This is a genomic window from Lysinibacillus fusiformis (assembly GCF_002845985.1).
GTDB classification, from domain to species: domain Bacteria; phylum Bacillota; class Bacilli; order Bacillales_A; family Planococcaceae; genus Lysinibacillus; species Lysinibacillus fusiformis_D.
Map to the genome: position 1 here is coordinate 611934 of NZ_PDFK01000003.1, position 26889 is coordinate 638822.

At 35.1% G+C, this 26889-nt stretch carries 15 protein-coding genes; 2 read left to right on the forward strand and 13 right to left on the reverse strand.

What is annotated here, in order from left to right:
- Positions 1 to 22: 22 nt before the first annotated feature.
- The 8 genes from CRI88_RS13660 to CRI88_RS13695 form a co-directional block, all read right to left on the reverse strand.
- Entirely contained in the window at positions 23 to 4879 is a 4857-nt protein-coding gene (locus CRI88_RS13660; protein WP_180957809.1) for a non-ribosomal peptide synthetase, read from the reverse strand.
- 22 nt (positions 4880 to 4901) lie between these two features.
- On the reverse strand, positions 4902 to 6155 hold the full coding sequence (fabD, locus tag CRI88_RS13665; protein WP_058844581.1) for an ACP S-malonyltransferase: 1254 nt from the start codon (positions 6153 to 6155) through the stop codon (positions 4902 to 4904).
- A 41-nt stretch (positions 6156 to 6196) separates the two neighbouring features.
- Positions 6197 to 10045 carry a beta-ketoacyl synthase N-terminal-like domain-containing protein gene (locus CRI88_RS13670; RefSeq protein ID WP_257982907.1) on the reverse strand — a complete coding sequence of 1283 codons (3849 nt, stop codon included), beginning with the start codon at positions 10043 to 10045 and terminating at the stop codon, positions 6197 to 6199.
- On the reverse strand, positions 10023 to 11336 hold the full coding sequence (locus tag CRI88_RS13675; protein ID WP_058844580.1) for an MFS transporter: 1314 nt from the start codon (positions 11334 to 11336) through the stop codon (positions 10023 to 10025). Before CRI88_RS13675 ends, CRI88_RS13670 begins: the two co-directional genes overlap by 23 nt.
- Positions 11333 to 18733 carry a condensation domain-containing protein gene (locus CRI88_RS13680; RefSeq protein WP_089932621.1) on the reverse strand — a complete coding sequence of 2467 codons (7401 nt, stop codon included), beginning with the start codon at positions 18731 to 18733 and terminating at the stop codon, positions 11333 to 11335. Before CRI88_RS13680 ends, CRI88_RS13675 begins: the two co-directional genes overlap by 4 nt.
- The gene (locus CRI88_RS13685; RefSeq protein ID WP_230593783.1) at positions 18726 to 19448 is read right to left on the reverse strand and encodes a 4'-phosphopantetheinyl transferase family protein; all 723 of its coding nucleotides are present in this window, start codon (positions 19446 to 19448) and stop codon (positions 18726 to 18728) included. Before CRI88_RS13685 ends, CRI88_RS13680 begins: the two co-directional genes overlap by 8 nt.
- Before the next feature lie 490 nt (positions 19449 to 19938).
- A complete protein-coding gene (locus CRI88_RS13690; protein WP_101966743.1) occupies positions 19939 to 20517 on the reverse strand; it encodes a trimeric intracellular cation channel family protein in 579 nt (192 codons plus the stop codon).
- A gap of 251 nt (positions 20518 to 20768) precedes the next feature.
- Positions 20769 to 21689 carry a helix-turn-helix transcriptional regulator gene (locus CRI88_RS13695; protein WP_036120596.1) on the reverse strand — a complete coding sequence of 307 codons (921 nt, stop codon included), beginning with the start codon at positions 21687 to 21689 and terminating at the stop codon, positions 20769 to 20771.
- Between the two features lie 162 nt (positions 21690 to 21851).
- On the opposite strand from CRI88_RS13695, the gene modA reads away from it, so the two are divergent.
- Both modA and modB read left to right on the forward strand, forming a co-directional pair.
- Positions 21852 to 22637 carry a molybdate ABC transporter substrate-binding protein gene (gene modA, locus CRI88_RS13700; RefSeq protein ID WP_036120599.1) on the forward strand — a complete coding sequence of 262 codons (786 nt, stop codon included), beginning with the start codon at positions 21852 to 21854 and terminating at the stop codon, positions 22635 to 22637.
- A gap of 3 nt (positions 22638 to 22640) precedes the next feature.
- Positions 22641 to 23297 (forward strand): molybdate ABC transporter permease subunit, encoded by a 657-nt coding sequence (gene modB / locus CRI88_RS13705; protein WP_036120602.1) that lies wholly within the window; start codon positions 22641 to 22643, stop codon positions 23295 to 23297.
- Positions 23298 to 23333: 36 nt separating this feature from the next.
- Here the strand turns inward: modB and moaD are convergent, their stop codons facing one another.
- The 5 genes from moaD to CRI88_RS13730 are packed head-to-tail and all read right to left on the reverse strand — an operon-like array spanning position 23334 to position 26843.
- Positions 23334 to 23567, reverse strand: coding sequence for a molybdopterin converting factor subunit 1 (moaD, locus tag CRI88_RS13710; RefSeq protein ID WP_058844578.1), 234 nt, complete (start codon positions 23565 to 23567; stop codon positions 23334 to 23336).
- On the reverse strand, positions 23560 to 24039 hold the full coding sequence (locus tag CRI88_RS13715; RefSeq protein ID WP_036120622.1) for a molybdenum cofactor biosynthesis protein MoaE: 480 nt from the start codon (positions 24037 to 24039) through the stop codon (positions 23560 to 23562). Before CRI88_RS13715 ends, moaD begins: the two co-directional genes overlap by 8 nt.
- Positions 24036 to 24560 (reverse strand): molybdopterin-guanine dinucleotide biosynthesis protein B, encoded by a 525-nt coding sequence (mobB, locus tag CRI88_RS13720; RefSeq protein WP_257982908.1) that lies wholly within the window; start codon positions 24558 to 24560, stop codon positions 24036 to 24038. The genes CRI88_RS13715 and mobB overlap by 4 nt, the downstream gene beginning before the upstream one ends.
- A complete protein-coding gene (locus CRI88_RS13725) occupies positions 24524 to 25810 on the reverse strand; it encodes a molybdopterin molybdotransferase MoeA (RefSeq protein ID WP_271913585.1) in 1287 nt (428 codons plus the stop codon). Before CRI88_RS13725 ends, mobB begins: the two co-directional genes overlap by 37 nt.
- Positions 25811 to 25826: 16 nt before the next feature.
- The gene (locus CRI88_RS13730) at positions 25827 to 26843 is read right to left on the reverse strand and encodes a thiazole biosynthesis adenylyltransferase ThiF (protein WP_036120630.1); all 1017 of its coding nucleotides are present in this window, start codon (positions 26841 to 26843) and stop codon (positions 25827 to 25829) included.
- Positions 26844 to 26889: the final 46 nt, after the last annotated feature.

Here is a 26889-nt window from a genome sequence, read left to right on the forward strand (position 1 = left end):
TCTATACTAACCTCCTTCCATATTATTTAAGTATGAGAGACATTTCTGATACCGTCGGGTGCTTCAAAAAGTCTTTCGGAGTAATGTCAATACCATTGGTACGCAATTTAGATACTATTTGAAGAGATTTAATGGAATCTCCACCGATTTCAAAAAAGTTATCATCAATACCTATTTCATTAACCTTTAGTACTTCAGCCCATATTTCTACAATTGATTTTTCCAGTTCAGTTGTTGGCTCTCTGAAATTATTTTGAGCACCATCGGAAAGGTATTGTGAAGCTTCTAAGCTAAGTAGTTTTCTGTCTCTTTTTCCGCTAGATGTTAATGGTAATCTATCTAACTCAACGAACATTGATGGGATATACGTTGCCGGTAAATCTTTAGAGACAGCTTTTTTCAAGTCATTTCTACTTAGACTATCTTTTAAATTTAAAGTGTAGAAGCAAACTAAACATGGTTTGTTATTTTGATCATTCCCTAATACTACCGCTGCATCATTAACTTGTGGTTGCTGTATTACACACGCTTCAATTTCTTCTATCTCAATCCTTACACCGTTTACCTTAACTTGTGAATCCTTTCTTCCTAGAAAATCTAAACTGCCATTCGCTGAAATTTTTACCAAATCACCAGATTTGTAAAAGGTTTTACCATTTCGCTCTACAAAAGCTTTGCTTGTTTCTATTTCATCCTTGAAATAACCTTTTGCTAAAGAAGGCCCTCCAATCATTAATTCACCTGGAAAACCTTTTGGAACTGGTAGCCCAGCTTCATCGACAACTTCTATTTCTACATAAGGTAATGGAAAACCAATATTATAGTGATCTTTTGTTACCTGTTGAACAGTAACTTCAATCCCTGCCTCAGTTGGACCATATAAATTGAATGCTTCGACTTGTGGTAACAACTCATTTATTTTTTTAGCTAATGGAGCTGGCAGAGCTTCCCCACTTAAATGAAGATATTTTAATGGTAAATTGTAATCTTTTTGAGAGTCCATTTCATTGAGCATTAATTGCAACACAGAAGGGACAAAATGACACAAGTCAATTGACTTATCACTAATAAAATTCAATAAACCTAAAGGATCCCGATGCAAGTCTTTAGGAGCAACAACTAACGTAGCACCTGTACAAAGGGTATAAAATATTTCCCAAACAGATACATCAAATGTATATGGCGTTTTAAACAATGTTTTATTACCAGGTTTAATCTTATTTTGGTTTTTTTGCCATTCAATACGTAAAGAAGCCCCTAAATGTGGACATACTACACCTTTCGGCTCACCCGTCGATCCAGAAGTAAACATAAGATATGCTGGATCATGGACAGAGACACTCCTCATTGCTTTTACATTATTTTTAAAGCTATTTTTTTCTAAAGTATTTACAATTTCCCATTCTCCATATGGTATTTCATCTATTGTATTTACCATTAAAACTTTTGGATTTAATCTCGCTAATAATTTCTGTGTTCTTGCTATAGGATGCTCCGTATCTAAAGGAACGTATACTGCGCCTGCCTTCAGAACACCTAGTATTACTGCGATGACATCAATTCCCCTGTCCATATAAATAGGCACATAATCGCCTTTTGCAATACCCATTGATAGCAGTAATGAAGCATATTTTTCTGCTTCTTCATTGAGTTGTTCATATGTTAAAGCTCTATCCAGCTCTTGAATGGCAATATAATCCTTATATTTTCTCGCTGCCTCTTCAAATTGACAGTGTAGTGGCTTAGCCTTTTGTATTAGTCCTCCATTATCGTTAGCGGATATAATGGAACCTTTTGTAAATGCAGAACTCCACAAATTATCTGGTTCATTAATTAATGAAGCAAGTAATCTAAAATAATTCTTCGCCAACAATTGAATCTCTACTTCTGTGAAATGAGCAAATGAATATTCTATATGTCCTTTTACTTCTCCGTTCTCCACATTGAAGAAACAACTTAAAGGAAATCTTGATCCACCAGTATCTTGCTCGATAAAACTTGTGTTGATATTCTTTAAATCCATTTCAAGATTCACTTTAAGACTGAATGTATTATTTACTACATCAAAATACTCTCTTTTATCAATGTTAGCCGCAATATCAACAATAGAGAAATCTCCATGAGCAATATTTTCATGTACAGTGTTACTGATTTCATGCAGGAGCTCTTTAAAGGAGGCATTTTTATTTAATGAAAGCGTTAAAGGAACTAAATTAACAAACATGCCAACATCATTTAAATTTTCATTTGTCCTACCATGATAAGGAACTCCTATCGTTATTGTGTCCTGCATACAATATTTTGCTAAATTTAGTGCCCAAGCAGTTAGTAATATTGTAAACTGACTCAATTTCATCTCCTGCGAAAATTGATCAATTTTTTTACCTAGCTCTCTAGTGCTTTCAATCTCAAAAATCTTTCCAATTCTTATATATTCTTCGGATTTCTCTCGAATAGGCAGTTGAGCGAGTTTAAATGTCTTAGATTGCTCAACCCAAAAATCCTTTAAATTTTGATCCTTTGATTTATTAACCAATTTATTTATATTATTATATAAATTTTCAGAACTACTTGATTTGATGTCATCTCTAGTAATTTCCTCATTATAAACTTTAGCTATATTTTGAAGTATATTTTTTAAAGATAAGCCATCACATACAATATGATGAGAGACAAGTACAAAAACGGCTCCAGCATTCTCTGTATGAATGACTGCCCCTCTAAACAATACATCGCTCTCTAACTGGAAAGGTTGATTATAAATTGTCTTTGCAAGTGAGCGTGCCTCCTCCATATTTTTCACCTGTAAGATTTGAATGTGATAATCCACGTGCTCTGCTATATCATCTATATTTCTAATTTTTTGTTCAATTCCATAGGAGGCATTTTCTCTAAAATTCACAAAAAAGGCAGCATTTTTCTTAATGTTTTGCACAAAGGCACTATAAAACTTACGTTCATCGAAAAGTCCGTTAATATGAAAAGTAGCACCTACATTATAAAACGGATTTCCTTCATTTGTTTTCCATAAATACCAAAGCCCTTTCTGCATACTCGTTGCAGGGAACCACTCGTTTTTATTATATACAGTAGGTTCATTGTTTGTTGATAGGGCTGGTAAAGTAGAAAGAATATCCAATAAATTACATGGTTTTCTCTGTTGCTGTACTTGCCATGGTAAACAATCAACATGAAACGCTTTTGACACTTTCACAGCAATTTCTGCCGCATCTAAGGAATTTCCTCCAACTTCAAACAAATCTGTTTGTGATGAGCATTTTAAGTCTAAGGTAGAAGAAAAAATATCAATAATCTTCTGCAAAGACTCACTTATATTCGTTGAGGATTCACTTAATTGTTTTCTGTTGAAATAGTCAATATGCTGTTTGTTCAACAATTCTCGATCTATTTTCCCGTTTCTAGTCAACGGTAAATGTTTATGAAAAATAAGTTGAACTGGTATCATATTGTTAGGCAGCTTGTCTTTTAAATAGCTAAATAATTCAAGTTCTGAAATAGAGGATTCCTCTTCTAATACAATGGATGCTGTCAATAGCGTATTTGAAGCTATATGTATTGGTAATGCTATAGCTTGACTTACTCTATTATGTTTTTGAAGAGTACTCTCTATATCCCCTAATTCAATTCTCACTCCATTAATGCTTAATTGGAAATCTTCCCTACCATGGAAATGGAACTTCCCTTGAAGATCTCTGCTGACGACATCCCCAGTGTTGTAGGCTCTTACATTTTCACCGTCAATGTCTAACTGTTTAAATTTTTCATTTGTCTCATGCGGCAAATTAATATATTCTCTTGCTAATCCCTCACCAGATATCCATAATGTTCCTTTTCTATCAACTTCATGAATGATTTGTAAATTTCGATCTAAAATAAAACACTTTACATAAGGTAAAGCAGAGCCTATATGAGGTAGCTTTTTCGCCTTACCATCCGCTCTCTCCACAATTCCAGAAGTACTTACAACAGTCCCTTCACTTGGTCCATAATTGTTTACTACATGAAAAGGTAAATCTTTTGAAGGGTACTTTGTTAGTTTATCTCCCCCTACCAAAAGATATTTTAAAGCTACATGACTATGATCCCAGTCGAGTTCCATTAGTCGCTCTGCAATTGGCGTAGATACAAATGAATGCGTTACTTGATGCTTTATCCAAGTATTTTTTAATAGCTCTGGGTTCAGTCTTTCATCTTTTGTCGTCATATAAATAGATGCTCTTGAAGCTATTGCCCCCCAAATCTCCCATATGGAAGCGTCGAATCCAGGTGAAGAGGTTAAAGATACTATTGAATCTTTTGTCACATCAAACGTTTTTGTATGCCAATCGATTAATCGATTTAAAGATTGCCACTCAACGACTACACCCTTAGGTTTGCCTGTAGTACCTGATGTAAAGATAATATAAGCAGCTGATTTTACAGAAAAATGAATATTTATGTTAATTTCCTTATGATCCAAGTTAAAATGTTGAAGAGCATCATCAAGCTTAAAAGTGATCTGATCTTGAAAAGCATTTGCCTTATAAATATCCTGATGCGTAATTATTATGCTAGGTTTGATATCGTCAATGATGTTGTCGATTCTGTCCTTTGGTGTCTCTGGATCGATACAAACAATAACTCCACCAGCAATAAATGTGGATAAATGTGCAACAAGAAGAGCTGGTGACCTTCTAAGAACAATCAAAACATTTTGTTCAGCACCCGGTTTAATCCCCTTCTCTTGCATTGCGGTTGCTAATTTAAACGCTTTATTAGCCAGTTGTTTTAAACTGTATTTATTTTGATTGAACCATAAGCTTTGTTCGTCATAGTAATTGATTTCTTCACTAAAAAAACTTTCATAGAAATTTGACATTCTATTACCCCAATCTAACAAATTATTTAGAAGCATTAATTTTTAGATATTTAGAATATAAATTTGGATTTGCGATTGATAATTTTAGAAATTCCAGTGTTTCATTTTTATGAAACCCTTTATGCATTAAAATGGAAAAAAATTGTTGAGATAAACTTGCAACTCTGTGAGATTCCACTGTCATTTGTTTGCTCTCTTTCATCTCTTTTAATTCCTGTTTAATGATCTGATAGGGAGAATGGATTTCTTTCTCAAAGTCCTGCTTATCGATTTTCTCTTTAAAAGGAGTCCCAATAATAACTCTTAAACACGCTTGTAAAAAGTGGATAGTTTCTTCTATTTTGAATGTATTTTCATTAAGATTATTTAAAATAGAATGGATGCCATTTTTCTCGTTAACCGGTATCGCCCGATAGACAGGATATTCCATCTTCATAATATCCGTTAGAATCGTTTTAGGACCCATCTCAATAAATGTGCCAACGTCTTTATTAATGAGCACGTCCATAACTTTTGGCCATCTCACACTTTCTGTAAGCTGTCTACTTAATTGATCTGCTATTTCGTCAGCCCTACTATATAGTTGACCTGAAGCACAGGAAAATATAGGATATCGACAATCATTCATCTGTGTTTGTTGCAGAGCTGCTTGAAATCTTTTTTCTGCTGGCTTCATGAGTCTACTATGAGCAGGAACACTAACAGGTAATATCTTTGTAACCGCTCCCTTTTTCTGTAACTCAATGGAGGCCTGCTCCAATGCATTTTTATGACCACTTAGTACGATTTGATTTGTCGAATTAAAGTTGGCAACAGTTACATGATTATTGTCAGTATCTATTCTTTGACATACTGCCTCTACTTCTTCTCCAATAAGTCCAAAACAAACAACCATACCACCATCTTGAGTACATTCACTCATAGCAGTTGCACGAAGCTTTACTAATTCAACTGCCTTGGCAAAAGGGATTCCGTCGGCAGCAACTACTGCCGACAGTTCACCTAGACTATGTCCAGTTAAATAGAGTTGTTTTACATCATTATTTTTTTTAAATATCTCCCAGCAGGCAATGCTATAAACTAGAATTGCAGGCTGAACTATTACCGTATTACGAAGTTCTCCATTGTTATTTTCACATGCTTTCAATAAATCATAGCCTAATATATCGCTAGCCTCATTATACAGATCACGAGCTATTTGATAATTTTTGTATAATTCTTGTCCCATAGAATCGTATTGTGAACCTTGACCCGGAAATACAATTGCAGTGTTCAAACGATATCCCTCCCAATGTTAATAGTCATTTTCCTTTCAACTCAATGCTTATTCAATAGTAGAGATAGTGCCTCTTCTGATGAAATGTCATCACTTTCAAATGCCTCAAGAATATCGCTTAATTCATCTTTGGCATTATAAAAATGATCGCAGTATACAATTTGGTCTTGGAATGTAGGATTACTATATAAATCAGATATTTCAAATTTTAAATCAATGAATTTATTTTTAAATAAATGAACAAATCTTAAAGCACTTAAAGAACTTCCTCCTAAACTAAAGAAATTATCAATTTCTTTAATCGTTGAAATACCTAAAACTGTTTTCCAAATTTCACGTATACTCGCTTCAATCTCAGATAGTGTAAACTCACTTTTCACTACTACTTCTTCCGTTGAAATACTTTCGTTTTGATTATTTTTTGACTGATTAAAGCGCTCTACTTCGTTCCAAAAACGCTCGCCAAATGGAATTTTAATAACTGGTTTAAGATAATGGACTTGCTCTAAATCAAAACGTGAAATCAGACTCCATTCATAGCCTTTAGTGAAAAATAAGTTCAATGAATTTTGGAAATCTACAAAATCAATTGGAGGTATGGCCGTATCACTCCCAAAATCTTTTTTATCGTCTAGTATTAACGTAAAGTTCATCGTTTTACCGTTTATTCCTTTTTGATTCAAATACCCAGCCATTGAGTCTAAATATTGATTCACAGCGCAGCATTCACTTGCAGATTTTGTACCCATTAAAGAAGAGATTGAAGAAAATAGGATAAAGAAATCTAATGGCTCTGGATTTAATTCTTTTTCCACTAAATAAGTGCCGATTACTCGGTTATGAATACCTTTTTTGAATTGACTAAGCGTTAATTCTTTTATCCATAGATGGTAAAGTTGTTTGACTAACATGAACGCACCATTGATTTCACCAAAATCTTGTCTAATTTTCGCAAATGTTTCTTTAACAGCATGTTCATCTGTCACATCACACTGCAAGATTGTAACTGTAGAACCTCGACTTTCAATCTCCATAATTGACATCAGTTTATAAATCAACATTTCATCTTCTGATTGATTATTCTCAATAATCTTTGCCCATTCCATTCGGTCTGGTAATAAATTTCTAGCTAATAAAATTATATTGACATTTTGCTTTTCACTTAAAAACTTCCCTAATTGAACACCTAAATATCCTGTACCACCTGCAATAACATAGTTTCCATTCGCTCTTACTATAATTTCATTGCCATTAAAGTCATCGCTTTGTCTTTCAATAACTTTTGTGTATCTTTTTGATTTTCTAAATGCCACTAATTCTGGGCGATGATCTTTATCTTGTTGTAACTCTTTTAATAATTGTGTAGCAATGTCTTGAGAACTTCCGTCTAAATCATGATCGATCGAATAGGATGAAATAGTCGGCTGTTCCTGTGAGATAACTTTCGCTAAGCCAAAAGTTGTTACCCTAGCAGGAATTATTTTTTCATTGTCCTGAACTTGCTCTGTTAATGACGACATGACATTTAATTGAATTGGATGTGTAACTTCAAACTCTAATAACATCTTTGTTATATTGAATAGTGAGAAAATACCTTCTTCTTGGGATTTCTCCATATTTTCTTTTGTTTCCATTGTTTCATCTAAGTGCTTGAATGTGTAAGAATGGATAATCCCTTTTAAATTCCTTAATTCATCCACACCTATATTTTCAAACAGCTTATACATATCTTTTTCGGAATTTATGTCAATACCATATTGTTCCGTTGTATATTTTACAAATTTGTCTGATTCAAGTACTTCAATTATTTTTATACCTAAAGCAGCCATTCTATTTTTTAGCTCAACTATATTTTCATCATCTTTATTCACAAAGAAAAGCCAAGTTGATCCTGCTTTTAATGCTACATCAGTAGTCGTCTTATCATAAGGATAATATAACCATTTCTTTTCGAAAAATAGCTCTTTCGTCTGATTTTGGAATGCCTCTTTACTAGATGGCCATATTCTTCTTGTATTAAAAATACTAACTGGCAACGGAAGTAATTGCCCATCTTTAAATAATTCGCGACATTCCTCTGTAACATTGTTACCTTCTAAGTATCGCTGCATTAGCGCTTTATCTGCTGATGATGAAGCGGTAAATTCATCTAGATTTTTAATACTATCAACTTGTGTTTCATGTTCATCAGCTAAAAATATGCCTTGTGTATAAAAATTCTTCGGGACCTTTTCAAATGTTCTTACATTTAATAATCTTTCGACTTTTCGAAGTAGTTCATGACAATCGCTTGCAAAAATACATACTCTAGACTGTTCATGGCTTCTTCTATTATTTAATGTATAGGCTAAATCTTGAATACTGTAATTTTCATTATTTTTAAGATGACTAGCTAAGGTTTTTATTTGATCCCAAAGCGCTCTACGAGTTTTACTTGAAATAAACAACGGTGTCAGTTTTTCAGTTACTTGCTCCTGTTTATGATGTCGATACTCCTCTAGTACCACATGAACATTCGTGCCACTTATGCCTATTGAATTAACACCTGCTCTTAAAATTTTATGCTCATCAAACGTTTTATTTTCTGAGCTGACTTTGAACGGTGTTTCTTTGAAGCTTATTTTAGGATTTTCTGCTACAAAATGATTAAGACCTGGAACTGTTCTTTTTTCGATGGATAGTACAGCTTTTATTAATCCTGCAATACCTGCAGCATCACCCATATGGCCAAAATTCGACTTAATTGAACCTAATTGACATTCAACAGTCTTATTTGATTTTTGTAGATAGGCCTTTTTAAGTCCCTCTACTTCGAGTAAATCACCTACTTGAGTACCTGCGCCATGCGCCTCAACAAAATCAATATCATTAAATGATAACTTTGCATCGTCCAGAGCATCCATGATTGCTTTAGATTGAGCGTCAGGATTCGGAACTTGCATCCCATTTGATGCACCATCGCTACTTATACTTGAACCCTTTAGAACAGCATGAATGTGATTATTGTCGTTTATGGCATCAGATAATCTCTTTAGAACAATAGCAGCAACCCCTTCACCTCCGATAATTCCATCTGCACTTTCATCAAATGGTGAACATCTATATTTTGTGCTTCTTACAACATAATCAGGCGCTTCCTCTTCCCAATAAGGAAATAAATTCAAATTCACTCCAGCGACTACCGCTAAGTTACAATCCCCCTGCTTAAGCGCATTTTTAGCAACATGAACAGCGGCTAAAGAAGAGGAACAACTCGTATTAATTGTCATAACTGGACCTTTAAGATCGAATGCATATGATAAATGATAGCCCAGATTAGCAGGTATATTTGAAATAAAAGCCCGCTCATCTTTTTCTTCAAATAAATTTAAATAATCAAATGCAGGATGAGGAGTATGCGCTATAAATACGCCAGTATTTGAATCCTTTAGATGATTTTCCTTGTATCCTGCCATGTACAAGGACTCTAATGCAACCTGTAAAAACAAACGCTCCGCTGGCCCCATAAATTGAGCTTCATGTTCATTCAATCCGAATTGTTCAGGGTCAAACTGTTCAATGTTCGTTAGCCATGAGCCATACGATCTTGGATCATTCGTTAAATTATTTTTCAAATGGTTATACATGTCATGCAATTTAGGGTTAGAATTAACAATTAAATCAAAACGCTCTTTTGAAAATTCAGTCACAAAATCCTTTTTATTTATGAGACCTGTCCATAGATCATCCAGGTTTGAGACATTAGGAAATCTTAAAGACATACCAACAATTGCGAGTGGTTCACTTGTTTCTTTTTCCATTTCATCTAGTAAATTTAATGCTAAATTTGTATCCAACTTATTTTCTTCTACTAAACTTAATATTTTTTTAGACATTGTGCTGTACATCATTTTCTTCTCTCCTATCAAAGTCTTTAATGTATTTTAGTTGAGCGAAAATTGCCACAGTTAATATAATTAAGCCTCCAGCTAGTAGGAGTAGTGTCCCATACACTCCTCGTTCTCCACTACCTAAATAAGGGATAATATTTACGTTTGAGGCAACTAATTTATCAGCAAGTATTCCTCCTAAAATGTAAGCGACGGGTAATGAAATCCAAGCGAATGTTCTAGCAATTGAAAAAACTCTTCCTAATAAATTGGGCTCCGTATGAAGTTGAATTAAAGTTAGTGTACCTGTATTAACCACTGGCAGTAATAACCCTAAACCACCCCAAAAAACGGCAATTAATAGCATATTATTGAATAACCCTGTTAACGTTATAAAAACACCAATACCAAAATTCGAAATTAGTACTAACCATATGATGTGTTTCTTCAATTTGATGAATGACATTAGTATTCCGCCTAATACCATCCCTCCTCCATATATAGAGCTTAGTAAACCAAATTGTTCAACGGTTCCAAAGCTCAATATATACGGCTGTCCAACTACTTGATTGAACCCTAGTGCAAAATTTAAAACCGTAAATAGTAACACTAACGTAAGAAGTGATTTATGCTTGATTAAATAATTGAAACCATCTTTTAGATCACCTAAAATGGAGTTATTTTCATTGCTATCTTCATTGTCACTGTTCTCTTTCACGCTTAATTTTGTCCAAAGTATTAAGAGAATAGGAATGGCAATACAATAAGTAACTAGCTCTGCCCCAATGATATAGATAATACTTCCAAATCCCATTATTACACCACCAATAACAGGACCCAGAACATCACTAGTCGATGATGCCATGGAAAATACACCATTAGCTCTAGATAACTTTTCCTTTGGCACTAGGTTAGGTGCTAATGTTTGTAATGCTGGTGTTTGCATAGAGCTAACTATAGAAAGAGATATAGCACCAGCAATTACATGAACCATACTTATATTCCCTAGTAAAAGGGAGGAGAAAATTATTGAAGAAATAATTAGTCCAATAATATCTCCTAGTAATATTAATAATCGTGGACCTTTCCTATCTATCCAAATTCCTATAAAAGGCGATAACACAATTGCTGGTAGAAATCCCGCAACTAAAACGACCGCAAAACTAGATACTTGACCTGTACTTTGGTAAGCCCAGACACCAAGCCCAAACCTTGCAACAGAAGAACCTAATAAAGATATAAAATGAGTAGCTACAACCATTAAAAAGATTGTAAATCCTCTGTTTGTTGGTTTGCTAAAATAAGTTATCATGTACTTTGGGGCTCCTTTGCATTTCCACTACATTCAACCAAAGCTTCTTCAAACTTAGATAAGAGATGTTGAGCTTTTTCATTACTAATCACTTGTGTATCTACCTCTAAGCTTAGATTAAGTTTTCCATCCAAAATAAAAATGTTTATTTCCAAAATATTAGAAAGTTCATTATCAGGATGAATAGCAGGGGCCTGAGGAAGATTTGAGGAGTACTGTAGCACTCCGTTCCCTCCATTTTTACTATTTGTGGAAGTACTAATATCGTTATCAAAATCCCCTAAATAATTGACCAATATTGATGGTTGAATATGCGTAATGTTGTTATTTTCTTTGATCCACCTTGCTATCATAAAGTCCAGTCCACTGCCAATTTCGCTCAATGCTTGTCCAACTGTGTAAAGCATTTCTTCGACAGTATTTATTGTCACCTGTAGCGGATACATCGTAGTAAACCAACCTATTGTTCTACTAAGATCTAATGCTGATTGGCGACTATCTCGTCCATGCCCTTCAAAGTTAAATAACACATCTTTTTGACCGAATAGTTGACTAAACGCTTGAGCAAATGTTACGGCAATAAGAACATCAGGTTTATAAATTTCTGAATGTTTTCTAGCATTTAAAAATTGCTTTGTACTTTCTTCACTTAGCGTTTTCGTTACATGATATCGATCCTTAAATAAATAATCTTTTCTGACAGGCTGAATGCATAATGGATGTACATTTTCCACATCTATATTTTCCCAATAAGAATAATTCGTGTGTAATTCTTTTTTATACAATTCTCCTATCCAATCCGAAAATTGCGTCATAGGGAAGCTGATCTTATCTTCACCATTTACAATAGCTACATAATTATTTTCTAATTCCTCTAATAGAACCCTCCATGAAACTCCGTCAACGACTAGATGGTGAATAAAGAATGTTAAAATAGGCTTCTTAGATGTTAGGAACACTACTGCTCCTATTGGTAATACCTTTCCAAAATTAAAGTTATTTTGTAATTGGAATTGAATCTTTTCAATTTCTTCTTTTAACATACTTGGAGGTGTTAATTTTAGATCTTTCACAATTAGCTTAAATGTGTTGACTAAGCTTGGTTCAACAAAAGCCTTTGGTTTGCTCTCGTTCACATCAAACCATGTCAGCAAGCTCTCATTAACCGAAATAATTGATTGGAAAGACTTTTCTAAAGCAGCCACATCCACTTTCTCAGGCAATTCTACTGACATTAATAAGTTCCAATAGTGGGCATGTTTAAATGTTTGTTGGAAGAACCATCTTTGCATTGGAGCAAGTGGAATCTCCTTAGAACTTAATTCCTGCCATTCTTTTTGAATGTCCATTTCTTTAGTAGTGTTCATAGCGATTTTTCGAATACTTCTACAATTAAAGATATGGTCAATTTTCAAATTAATATTTTTTTCCTTTGCCTTTGAGATAAACTTTAATGCCTTGATGGAGTCTCCTCCAATTTTAAAGAAATCAGAATCAATGTTAAATTGACGGTCACTTAAAATCCCTTTTAGTATAGACAGCAACTCTCTTTCAACCTCTGTCAAACTACTAATATCATCTGTCTGAACTATTCTGTCGTCGTATAATTCAGGGCTTGGCAGTGAAAGTCTATCTACTTTTCCACTATTAGCCATTGGAATTTGTTCTATTTTTTGATAATACGTAGGAATTAAAGATTCTGGTAAATATCGTAAAAGGTACTTTTCAATATCTCTTTGATTAATCTCTTGTTGACTGACTAAGTAAGCACACAGCTGTTCACCAGATTCATTTTTATATAATTTAACCACAGCATCTTTAATACTTGGGATTTCTCGCAAATATCTTTCGATTTCTTCTAGCTCCACTCTATGGCCACGAATTTTAACCATATTATCTTTACGTCCATAACAAACGATTTTTCCGTTAGGCAATACTTGCCCCAAATCACCTGTCTTATATAAATAGCCTGAGTGTAAATGTTTAATATGATTAGCTATAAACTTAGTTCTAGTTAAATTAGGCTCTCCCAAATAGCCTAGGGCAACACTCTCACCACTTAATACGATTTCACCAACACCATATGAAGGGACTAGCTGATTCTGATTGTTCAAAATGTAAACAGAAGTGTTATGAATCGGTAATCCGATTGGCGCATGGATATAATCTGAATGTAAATCTTCTTCTGTTACTTCATGATAAATCGTTCCAACAGTAGCTTCAGTTGGCCCATATTCATTAATGATACGAGCATAAGGGAATTGATCTCTCAACGTTTTACATAATGATATATCTAAAGCTTCTCCCCCTAGGATGAAGCACTCTACATTTGGTGCAAATCTCTCATCCTCAATTAAATACTGGATCTGTTTAGGTGTGCCTTTTATCGTTATTGTTTCTTTTATTTTGGCTACACTTTCAAAAGCCTGATCGATTTCTCCTTCACAGCATATTATTTTTCCACCCGTTATTAACGGAATAAACATGGAAGTAATCGTTAAATCGACAGATATTGAAGTGAAAAATGGCATATTTAACGATCTTCCAGTAGATGAATAGTATGCAGTAGCCCAGTTCAAATAATTATTAAGGTTTTTACCTGAAACAACTACACCTTTTGGTTTTCCAGTACTACCGGATGTAAAGAGAATATATGCAGGAGAAGTTTTAGCAAAAGAATTTAACTCAATCTCTACATGCTCGTCTAGATGAATTGCTTCACTTAGCATATTTTTAGAGCTGCTTTGTTTATATTTTTCGCTCTTCTCTTTAACAATGATGACAGCATCAAATCTATATTGATTTAGCTCATTGCTTACAGTGTATGTCTTCTCAGAACATTCAATTTGTATATCAGCACCGATATCACTGAGAAGCTCTTTTAAAATTTCTTCATTAATAAATAAATCTGTATCCCAATCTAATTTAGTATTCTTATCCATATTTTCTTCTTTAAATGCTTGTAAAGAAGAGACAAATTCATCTTTTTTATCGATATTTAATAAATCTCCCAAGAAGATGATTCCGCCCTCTTTTAAAGAGTCAATAGCTTTTTGAAGTACCACCTTTAAATAGCCATAGCTCGGGAAACAATGAATAACACTATTAATGACAACCGCATCTAATGCTGTTTCAAACTTCTTAAAGGCATGAGCCTTGGAAATGTCAAATTGAATATTGTTAAAGTTAGATTTTTGGGCAATCTGTTTATTCCTCTCGATAATGGAGGAAGATAAATCCATAGCTGTATATGTTTTCGTATATGGAGCAAGAGCAAAAGTTGTCAAACCTGAGCCACATCCAAGCTCTAATACATTTGAATCTTGAGGTAAATACTTTCTTATTTTGTTTACTGCATTTTCCGCATACTCTTGCATTTCTAAGGAACTGAAAGCTTCACCTGTATAACTACTATTCCAACCACTAGCCTCTATTTCTGTTTTCTGCCCTTCTGCAAAATAGTTCCACAAAGATTCGTTCATTAATTCACTTGAATCAACAACAGCACACTGATCTAAATCTGTTTCTCCTAACACCATAACCGTTTGAATATTGTCATTTTCAAATAACAGCCTATTACACAATGAATAGAATTTCTTTTCTGAAATAATAACGTTAGCTTGACTTTGTTTGATAATAGATTCAATTCTTGCTTTTGGATTTTTAGGTGATACAGGTATAAATGTGACATTACTCATTAAACAAGATAAAATACCTAAAATGGCTGTTCTATTATTGTCAGAAATAATGACAATATTTTTGATTTCACTGTTGCTGTTCAATAATTTTCTTGCTATTGATTTACTTCTATCTACCAACTCTTGATATGTTAATGAACCTTCGTTATCTTCTAATGCTGTTTTTTGTGGGTTCTTTTCTGCCATCATTAAAATGGTATTTAAAAAGTTTCTGCCATCTTCGACAAATTGACCATTTATAACACTTTTACTATTTTCTACATCGGTGTTATTTAATTCATGCTCATGTAAAACCATTTCTAGTATTTGTAAATACGTTTCAATTAATGAATCAATAAATTTAGATGAATATACACCGTCATAATACTCAAGGTTGCAGAATAACTCTCCACTTGGTAATTCAACGAATTCGAATTCAAGATCCCATTTACTAGTTTTGTGTTCAGAAACAATAGGTGTTAATTCTGCATCGTCAAAAGCTGATGTCGTATTTTTAAATTTAAAATTTTGAAGTGCCACGTTTATATTAAATAAAGGTGAACGACTAGTATCTCGAGGTAAATCTAATTTCTCCACTAATAAATCGAAAGGATATTCTTGATGCTTAAAGCTATCCAATAACATGGTCTTGACATTTCTTAATAATGTAAGGAAATCATCCTGTTCTTCATAATTAATCCTTAATGGGATAGTATTTGTGAATAAACCAATAATTTTCTCTAATTCTTCATTCAATCTTCCAGATACTGGTGTCCCGATCACCATATCCGTATCTCCAGTCATCTGATTAATAAGTTTAAATACACTTGAAACTAAAACCATGTATAATGTACTTTCATTTGTATTAGCAAAAGTTCTTAATTGATCTGCTAATGTAGCACTAATATCAAACCTTTTTAGCTTTCCTGTATAGCGGAAAGTACTTGGTCTTAATTTATCGCCTGTGATTTCGGTAATCGGAAGACTTCCGCTTAATGTATGAAGCCAGTAATCTTCATGTTGTTTAAATCTACCACTTTCTATATTTTCACGTTGCCATGCAGCAAAATCTACATACGTATTTTCTATTTGTGGCAATGTTTCATGTATATTATTACTATTGTACAAAGTGAAAAGTTCATCCGATAATAGCGATAATGACCAGCCATCTACTATAATATGGTGCATCATTAAAGCAAACAGACTTTTATCTTTTCCTGTTTTATATACAAATACTCTTAAAAGGGGTCCCGTTTCCAAATCATACGGAGTTTCTTTCCAACGATTTATTTGATCCATAGCTTTTGCTTCAGCATTATCTTCTAAATGAAAATCTTTGTATTCAAATAAATAGTTTGGTTTTTGCAGTATTTTCTGTTTATTTCCATTCTCATGCTTTACAAAAACTGTTCTTAACGATTCATGTCTCTGTGAAAGTAAATCGAATGTTTGGCGTAATCTCTCAATGTCAACTAACCCGTTAACTTTAAAAATAAACGGAGTATTGTAAACCATTTTTTGATCTGTTAATTGTTCTATAATGCTTAATCTGTTTTGACCGTATGATAATGGATATTCATGATTTTCTACACTAATTTGAGGTATTTCCTCTGTTGATTTTGAATGATCATTGTTTAATTGTTTACTTAGTTGTTCAAATGTAAGGAATACATCATCTAATACAAAGTCTCTCTTAAATTGTTTTTTCAAACGAGTAATAAATTGTAGCCCTGAAAGAGAATTTCCACCTACTGATATAAAACTATCCGTCTGCTTAATATTCTCTGTTTCTAGGATTATTTCTGCTAAACGAATGATTTCTTCAAGATTTGTTTTTCCTTTTACCTCTATAGCCTTTACGCCAGCCTCACTCTGTAACCAATAAGATTTCTCATCAAAGTAGTATGTAGGTAAAGAAATTTTATGATTCTTCTCATCTTGGAATTGTTTATGCCAACTACATTTTTCACCTGTAATAAAATCTTCTGCCAATTTTTTGATATTGTGATCGTCATGGGTTGTCATATCAATAATTTTTTCCCAATTAGCCATATCAAGATTGATTAAATTTTTACATGCGGCTATTAGATCGTCTATTGTCTCAGCAATAATGGCTACTCTTATTTCATGATGCTCCCTACCTGTACACATCGTATATGCTAAATCACTTATATTAATCATATCCCCAGTTAAATTGGAGAAATGTTCAATAGTCCCTCGCAAAGATAATTCAGATTTAGCAGAAAAAGGAATAACATATGCTTTTTTATTATGATCTTTCTTATGGATTTCAGTCTTCGTTGGAGCTTCCTCTAATAGTAAATGTACATTTGTACCATTAAAGCCAAAACAACTTACACCAGCTACAATAGGTTCATTTTCTTTTTTATTTTTTTTAATATTAAATGGTAATGTCGGAATAAAAACTGGAGAATTGACAAAATCAATATGTGTATTTGGTTCAACTAAATTTATTGTAGGTGGAACTATTCCTTTTTTTATTACATGTAGCGCTTTGATTACACCCGATAAACCTGCAGCTCCATCAAGTAAGTGGCCAATATTTCCCTTCACAGAACCAATTGGCAAAAATTGTTTATCATTATTACTTCGTTCAACTGCTTCTTGAAGGCCTCGTATTTCAATAGGGTCACCTAAATGAGTACCTGTCCCATGCGCTTCAATATAGTCAATTTGCTCAGGCTTAATGCCAGCTAAATCCCAAGTTTCGGCTAATAAATCTGCATGTGCTTTAGGATTTGGTGCAGTAATACCTGCTGAAGTACCATCATTATTTACTTTAGAGGCAATTATAACAGCGTGGATATTATCATTATCTTCTATTGCTTGATCTAAAGGTTTTAATAACAGCGCTACTGCCCCTTCTCCTCTTCCTATCCCACTTGCTGAGTCGTCAAATGGCTTACACTTTTGTTGCTCAGACATAATACCCGCAGCATTCATAAAAAGTTTTTCACTATTTATTGGATAAGGAAAAATATTAACACCACCGACTAATGCCGTTTCACAATCATTATTCATTAAACCCACACAGGCTTCGTGAATTGCCAACATTGAAGAGGCACAGGTAGCATTCACAACATAAGACGGTCCTTTTAAATTAAAAATATAAGAAATTCTTGAGGCCGTAAAAGCAGGAATATTACCTGGAACACTTAATGGTGTGAATTCAGCCAATCCTTCAGAGTAATTGGTCATAGCTGCTGAAATGTAAACACCTGTATTTGAATTTTTTATACGACTCCCTGCATAACCAGCATCTTCAAAACATTGGTATGCAATTTGAAGGAATCTACGCTGTTGTGGATCCATCACTTTTGCTTCAGCAGCTGAAATATTAAAAAATCCAGCATCAAATTTATCAATTTCATCTAGCCATGCTGCATCCCAAAACGGCTTCTCCTTTGAAATTTTAAGTTTTTCCATATTATTAACAAGGAATCCCTCACACAACGCTTTCCTACTATCACTTAATTCTGTTATTTTGTCCTGTTCATTGCTTAAAACATTCCAAAATTCATCAAAATTTTTAGCACCAGGTAATTCCGCAGAAATTCCGATAATTGCGATCTTTTTATCTACTTTCGGTTTAGACTCACTTTTAATTTCATTCACCGATTCAATGATTTGTTTCGCTGCATTTTTTGTTAGTTCTTTATTTTTAAGAAGATTTAAAACTTGAGGTATTAATTTACTCATAATATTTATCCTCCTCTAATATCAGATTATTCAAAAAATATTTTTCTAAGGCCGAAAACTCTTTTATCTTTAGTTGTTGCTCTGATGGAAATTCATTCATTTTACTGCATACGGAAATTTTATAACCATTAATCAAGTTATATTGCTTGAAATAATAAGGATAAGGACTAATATTTTGTTCAATTGAAATTTCATTATTACTAGTCTCTATGGAGAAAGAATCTAAAGGAATGCTTAAACCTAATCCAATATTTTTCACAAAAGCTTCCTTCAAAGTCCATAAATCATAAAAATGTTCTTTTTTCCTTTCAGTTGGCGTTTGTTTGTACGAAGCGTATTCTATACGTGAAAAATAATTTTTAATTATTTCATCATCGTAATTAGCTTTCATCTCTTCAATATCAATTCCTACATCACAATTGCCAATGACACATATGACCCATTCACCTGAATGAGAAATGTTAAATTCATAATCTCCATTGATACAGTATGGCTTCCCATATGTATTCGTTTGGATATTTATTTCAGAAGGATGACATTTTAAATGCTTCATCAATAAATATTTCATCAACAATTCAGCTATTAAGGATCTATATGCATCTATTTTATTTAAGTAAGCTTCTATTCTTCTTGCTTTTTTTGTACATACAAAATTCATTAGTTCAGAATAATTCGAAATATGTACAGGTACTTTAATTAAACAAATTTCTATCACATATCACGCCCCCAAAATGTTCTCCACAACCCCAGAGTAAAAATTCCTTAAAATTACATTAAAGGATATTTACTTATAAAAATAAATCTATTTTCCAATTACAATATTAAACACCCTGGAATAAATAGTCAATAAATAAACTGCCTTATTTTATAAAAAATACCAATTATGTTATATTTACCATTCGTTGTTCTTAGTCTATGAGTATTTACATAGAGTCTTGTTAGAACTACTAAAAATCATAAAAAAAAAAGGATTCTTCCCTATAGAAGTCCTTTTAAAACAAAATTATACTATGTTGATATGTATGTTTATTAGGAAGTTTTCTATACCCAACACATTCAATCACTCAGATTAATTTCCAATACAAATCAGCAGAAGAATATTCTTCATAAAGAAACACAACATACTAAATTGAACAGCTTAAAACATTCCTTCAATCACCTACTTTCAGTGTCCTGCTAAAAAACTTGGACAAGTCCAACAATTTTTAAGGAAGCTTCAATTTATTATTCACAGATAACATACGGATGATCACAATCAAAATAACAATGACTGACAATTGAAGTGGGCTGCTCCACCCTGCCCAGATGCAAAGCCCACACAAAAATGTTAAGACAGCATGGATTTCTTCTCTTAGTGCGAGCGGCGTTCTCCCCGCTAACAAATCTCGGATCATGCCACCGCCAACACCAGTAAACATAGAAGCTAGAATAATAATACCTAGATCATGATGGAGGCTTTGCGCTAACAATCCTTCTTGTATTGCAAAGGAAGCAAGGCCAATCGAATCAAAGAAATAGCCCCAGCGGTTCCAGTGATGAATCCAATTCCTTTTGACAAATAAAATAGTCGTCAGCGTGACTAAAACAACTAATAAGGATTGCCGCTCCCATATATCTGATACTGGTATATCCAGTACGACGTTGCGAATAATGGAACCTCCATAAGATGTAGTAAGTCCAAGCACAAATATACCAATAAAAGAATATTTGGCCTGTAACGCAACAAATGCGCCACTTATCGCATAAGCAATAATACCAATGACATGTAATACTGACCAGGTCACATGATTCAACTCCTCTTTTTTATACCTATATACATAAAAAAGCCCATCATAAAATAGTTGCGTGGTTACTACGCAAGCTATTTTATGATGGGCTAATATTCTAGCAGTTTTACCTACTAATTTATCCATCTCACCATATATACGTTCAAAATTCCATAGAAGCTATGCAATATTACTATGACATAACGACCATAAAATTTCCCAGTAAAATTATAATCGATTTCGTTGTTAAACTCAATATAAAATTTTGATTACAGTGTTTCATACATAATTTGGCCCATTTGGGAAATGTCATAATCACCTAATGCAGCCACCTCAGCTTGGAAATCTGGTGCGTTTAAAATTTCCTTCACCGCCTCAATTAGTTGTTGATTTTCAGGCGTTTTTAATAACACAATGTCGTAACGCTCTCTGACAGCGGGTATAAAATCGACAGGGATGAGCTTGGCGATTTTTTCAATCCCAATTCCAACGTCTGCATATCCATTTGCTACAGCAGAGGCAACGTCGAGGTGGCTCATTTCTTCATGGGTATACCCTTTAATCATGGATGGTGCGATTTCATGAATACGCAATTGCTCGTCTAGTAAAGTGCGAGCACCTGAGCCTTTCTCACGATTAATAAATGTAAATGACTTTGTTTTAAAATCTTCAAATGTGTGGATTTGCAATGGATTCCCTTTTTGAACATAAAAACCTGCTCTACGTGATACAACATTGATGAGGACAAAGGCATGACTCACAAAGATTTTTTTTACATAAGGCGTATTATAATCTCCTGTATCTCCATCAAACATATGTAAACTCGCAATATTACAGTCGCCATGATACATCGCCATGACACCATTAAAACTACCTTCATGTGAACGTAATACTTTCATTGTTTGTCTTTTCTCAAGATATTTTGCTACTATATCCAACACTAAATCTTGCCCACTAATAATAATTTTCGACTGATTTTTAGGTGAAGTAGCTACAGGGGACATAGCTGGAGTGGTACCTGTTTTACGTTTTTGTATATAGGCTTGCAAGTCCGCACGATCTACTCGCATTTGCCGCCCCACACGGAAAACTGGCAAATCTCCCTTTTTCACCAAATCATAAATGGTTAATTTCGAAACCTTTAATAATTGTGCAACCTCTTCAATCGTATAGGATTGATCTTGTGACATATAAACATTCTCCTCCTATAAACCTCTCTTTACATGGTAACGCATTTATAGCTTGATGAACATCTTGAAATTTTCTTCCAACACTATCTTTCTTTTTTACTTATAACTGATTATAATTAGCTATGTCTTGTTATAACGAGTTATAAAAGGAGTACAATCATAGTGAAAAAATTTTATAGTTTATTTGCGACACTATTATTACTAGTTGGTCTATTAGTAGGCTGTGGTAACCAAGAAAAAGAGGTGGCAGCAAACAAACCCGTTGAATTAACAATTTCTGCAGCAGCAAGTTTACAGGATGCCTTAGAAGAGCTTAAAACAACTTATGAAGAAGAGCATGATACGATTAAAATCCTCTATAACTTTGGTGGTTCAGGTGCATTGCAACAGCAAATTTTACAGGGTGCTCCTGCAGATCTTTTCTTTTCTGCAGCGGAAGATAAATTCGATGCACTTGTAGAGAAAGAAATGATTGATCAAAAGCAAGGAACGGATCTTTTAGCGAATGAATTAGTCTTAATCGTTCCAAAAGACAATGAAAAACAAATCCAATCCTTCGAAGATTTACAACAAGCAGAGAAAATCGCGCTCGGTACACCTGAAACGGTTCCTGCTGGACAGTATGGTGTGGACACATTAAAGCATATGCAACTTTGGGATTCACTTGAATCTAAAGTGGTGTATACAAAAGACGTTCGTCAAGTACTTACGTACACAGAAACAGAAAATGTGGATGCAGGAATCGTCTATAAAACGGATGCCCTAGTATCTGATAAAGTCGATGTCATTGCAACTGCAGATGATGCTACACACGCACCAATTATTTATCCTGTAGGTGTGCTAAAAGCGAGTAAGCATGCGCAAGAAGCAGAAGATTTTTATCACTTTTTACAAAGTGATGAGGCTATGAATGTCTTTAAAAAGTATGGGTTTAAAGGAGCTCAATAAAAAATGAGTACCGATTTCTGGTCTCCACTTAGACTTTCCATTGAGATTGCCTTCGTCGCAGGCATTATCGCGATCATAGCAGGTATTTTCATGGGCAAATGGATGGCAACCCACCATTTTAAAGGCAAGCTAGTACTAGAAACCGTATTATTGTTACCCTTAGTATTACCTCCTACTGTAGTAGGCTTCCTGCTCATCGTCATTTTCGGGAAAAATAGTCTATTAGGAAATTTTATTATTTGGCTATTCGATCAGCCCGTCATGTTCACATGGTGGGCGGCGGTTATCGCTTCTACCATTGTTGCCTTTCCATTAATGTATCAATCGGCTAAAACAGGCTTTGCCTCTGTTGATCGCGATATTGAACATGCGGCACGTGTGGATGGGGCTAATGAACGGCAGGTCTTTCTTTTTGTATCAATTCCTCTTGCATTAAAGGCACTCGTGTCTGGCGGGATTTTAAGCTTCACTCGAGCTTTAGGTGAATTTGGGGCTACCTTAATGTTTGCGGGGAATATTCCAGGGAAAACACAAACAACACCGCTCGCTATTTATATGGCGATTGATGCGGGTAACATGACCCTTGCCTGGACATGGGTTTTGTGCATGATGGCTATTTCCTTCCTTTTGCTACTTAGCATTCATCTTCTAAAAGTATAAAAGAGGTAGTTGGTTCAATCCAACTACCTCTTTTTCTCATCCCCCACTGATAGGTGGAATAAAAGCGATTGTGTCACCAGACTTAATGATCGTTGTATCCGTTGCAAATTCCTCATTAATCGCTGTCATCATTTGCTGTAATGATAGCTGTGGATAGTGCTGTTCCATCCACTCTTTCAATTCAGCCACTGTCACATCTGACAGCTCTACAGTTAGCTTAGGCGTACCAACTGCTTCCTGCAAGTGAGCAAATAATAAGATATTAATCACGATTTTCCTCCTTCTGAATGCCTGGTTCCCCTTGCGGATAGGGGACATTTTCTAATTGATCGCCAATCCATTCCGTACCGTCCTCCCAATGCTCTTTTTTCCATATTGGCACAATTTGCTTAATACGGTCAATCGCATACTCATTCGCCATGTAAGCGACTTTACGATGTGGTGATGATACGGCAATGACTACAGCAATATCAGCAATATCTAAATGACCTACACGATGGGTAATGGCTACTTTCGCTTCTGGCCACTGCTCTTGTATTTCCTGCGCAATTTGTTCAAACATTTTAATGGCCATCGCAGGATAAGCTTGATATTCCAAGTGCAATGTTTTTTTACCATTTGTGATTTCACGCACGGTGCCAATGAACAGTGTAATGGCTCCAGCATTTCGACTCAGAACCTTTTGTCTAACTTCCTCTACATCAATGGGTTTATTGATAACTTCAAATAACGCTGTCGTCATGATTCTCTCCTCATTTCCTTCCATAAAAACTCCATATATTGCGCTTCTTCATGTATCGAAAAGGCTGGGACAGTGGGTGAGGAATCCAGTGGATAACTTGGCCAATAGAGCACACAAATGATCTGAGATACTTGCTGTAATAAAGCTTGATCCTGTGCAGTTCGTACAAGCACAACCTTCGGATAATGTTCATTTTTATACCCTTCAACCAGAATGATATCCATTGGAAGCGACGCATAAAGCGCAAGTATTTGAGACAGTTGCCAGCTATTTTGCTGAATACTCATACGTAAAGTACCCTCCCCCTCCACTGCTGTGACACTCGCACCTGCCAGCTCATGTCGACTACTATCCTTCGAAGCTTCTATCATCGGCACACCACCGTGACCATGATGTTTGATGGTTCCTACTCTTAACCCTTCCGTTGTCCCTCTCTTAATCAATTGCTCCATCAATGTCGTCTTACCACTATTTTGATAGCCAACTATCTGTAAGATTTTTCGATGTTGTCCCAAGGCCACTCACTTCCTTGCAAATCTTCTAACAATAAGACCGTTACTGACATGCCTTTTTCATAGCCACGCGAGCCACCTGGTAAAACGATGAACGCATTAGCTGATGCTAAAGAGGAAACTGCACTCGACTTATCAAAACCAGATGGCACAGCCACTAACTGACCTTTTTCATAATAAGCATGTGCTCTTACAAAGCGTGTAAATGGATTAGCCTTTGTGAAATCCTTACCTAAAATAGCTTGCTCTCTACGTAAATGGGGCTGTGAATTACTGTAGGCAGTGCGAATAATCGGACGTACAAACAGCTCAAAGCCAACATAGCAAGCTGAAGGATTTCCAGAAAGTCCAAATAATAATTGTCCCTCTCGAGCAGCTACTGTAGTCACACTACCTGGGCGCATTGCCACTTTGTTAAACAATACCTTTGCATTTATCGCTTCGTAAATGGCTGGTAAGTAATCGTAATCCCCTACGGAAACGCCACCCGTTGTAATTAACATATCAACTTCCTGTAAAGCTTTTTCAACATTCTCAATACATAATTCAAGATCATCGCTAAACTTGCCAAAATATTTAACTTCTGCTCCAGCGCGCTCAATTTGAGCCATCATCATATACGCATTACTATTGCGAATTTTGCCTGGCTGTAAAGGTTCACCGGGATCTAGTAATTCGCTACCAGTGGCCATCACACCAATGACTGTTTTACGAAAAACAGGTACTTGTTCATAACCAAAAGTAGCGAGTAAGGCCATCACCCCTGGATTAATATATTGACCTTTTTCAATGAGAACAGCGCCTTGCTGCACATCTTCCCCTTTATACGAAATATTGGTCCCCGCTTCAAAATTCCGTTTAATCGACATACACATTTGTTGATTTTCTTCGAAAGTATGGGTTAATTCTAGCATGACTACTGCATCACACCCTTGTGGGATTGGCGCACCTGTCATTATGCGGACAGCTTGTCTATGACCAACTACTTCGTCATAGACATAGCCTGCGCCAATTTCCCCCACAACCTGAAAGCGGACTGGATGTTCTGAGGAGGCTTCTTTACTATCAATGGAGCGAATAGCGTAACCATCATAAGGAGAACGATCAAATGCGGGCACATCATGATCAGCTCGAACAGCTTCTGCTATAAAACGTCCATGGGCCTGTGTTAATGGTACAAGCTCTTTTTTTGCTGGGAAGGCATAGTCCATTACACGATGAACCGCTTCTGCCACAGGGATTGGTTGTCTTTTTTCTATCATTTGGCACACTCCTTTATCCTAATAAACGATAATAAATGCTTTTCGCTTTTTCTATATTTTGTATACCATGTATCACTACGCGCCCATCCTGGAAAATCACAATTCGGTAATCATCAGCTTGGCAGGAAAGCAAATAAGGATTTACCTGAATTTCACCATAGGGACGAAGCTGATTTGCCAACTGCTCGAACGAATAGTGAATTGGCTTCGGAGGGCGTATTTGTACTGCGTCTCGTCCACAAAGTATCTGTAATTTAGTTTGATTTTCATAGGATAAATAAGGGTATGTTGGTTGATTGCCACAAGATGGACAATCAGCTTGCCGTATTTTTTCCACATTGATTTCATAGTGTTGATTTTGCCAAACATCAAACGTTAAATAGCTTTTTCGCAAGGCTTTCTCATCACCAACGAGCAATTTTAAAACCTCTGCCACTTGATAAGCTGCAACGATTTGAACTGTTGGGCTAATAATACCTACCGTATCACAAGTCATTCCTGTATGTGGCATGACATGTAACAAGCAATGCAAACATGGTGTTTTGCCTGGTACAATCGTATAGGTCGCACCATAACTACCAACGCAAGAACCATATACCCAGGGAATACGAGACTTTTGTGCAAGGTCATTCATGAGAAAACGGACATCAAAATTATCGGTTGCATCGACCATCACATCGACATCTTCTAATAATGGCAGCAAGGACTCTGTACAAGCGTCCATAATAGCAGTATTGATTTCTATCTCTGAGTTGATGCTGTGAAGTCTTGTTTTAGCTGCGATGACTTTTGGCATTTTTTCTTGTGCATCTAGCTCTGTATATAGTTGCTGTCTTTGTAAATTACTCCACTCTACGTAATCACGATCAATGAGGGTCAGCTTGCCAATACCAGCGCGCACAAGTGCTTCTGCGCTAGCACTCCCTAATGCACCTACACCAATGATTAGGACGTGTTTTTGTTGAATGGACTGCTGCCCTGTTTGTCCGATGGGATGAAATAATTGTTGTCTAGAATATCTATTTTGCATAAGTATGAGGCCTTTCTTTCTTTGAATTTTCGTTTGACCTTTTCAT